Genomic DNA, 632 nt, shown 5'->3' on the forward strand with positions numbered 1-632 from the left:
GGTGGTGTACTCTTCTCATCGGTTGGAACTCAAAGGCGAATCGCTTCGCAAAAAACAACGCTTGACCCAATGACCGTTAACCGCTAATATCGCTGTTGGAAAGTGGCACTATATGGCCCGAAATGAGTGGCACTATATGACCGAAATAGCCACATTATTCCCCATTCCCTGCGGGTGACGAATGATAAACACATTTATCAAAGAAATTTTTTCCAGGCAGCTGTCACGGTAACCACAGGTATAGTTGTCATTGTAGTAAGAACGCAGGAAAAATAATGATAATATTCGCCTTAATATCAGATTACCGTGGGTTTACGTGAGATACATCCCGAACAGATAAAACGATATGTAACCGGCGAGTACTCCCGGGAAGATGAAAAGTTCGTTAATGAGTGGCTTGATGAAGATCCCGCTCGCGAGGAGGAGCTGGAAGAGGTGCAAAACCTGTGGGACATTTCGGGAAACGTGTTGAAGATGGGAAACAAGAGGCGTGCCTGGGATACGATCAGCGAGCAGATCAAAAGGGAGAAAAAGACCGATAAATTTGAGTATGGACCGGTTCCCAGGCAGTTGGATAGAAGGAGAGCAAACCCGCTGGGCATGCTGTTGCGAATAGCTGCAGTACTGCTGGT

1 protein-coding gene is annotated in these 632 nt (G+C 46.5%); it reads left to right on the forward strand.

The features are described from left to right. Nucleotides 1-306 precede the first annotated feature (306 nt). Nucleotides 307-632: hypothetical protein (locus tag ACG2F4_RS19400; protein ID WP_395262597.1), on the forward strand; the 326-nt coding region annotated here is incomplete at its 3' end.

Source organism: Halalkalibaculum sp. DA3122, from assembly GCF_043951865.1.
Lineage (GTDB): Bacteria > Bacteroidota > Rhodothermia > Balneolales > Balneolaceae > JAMQKA01.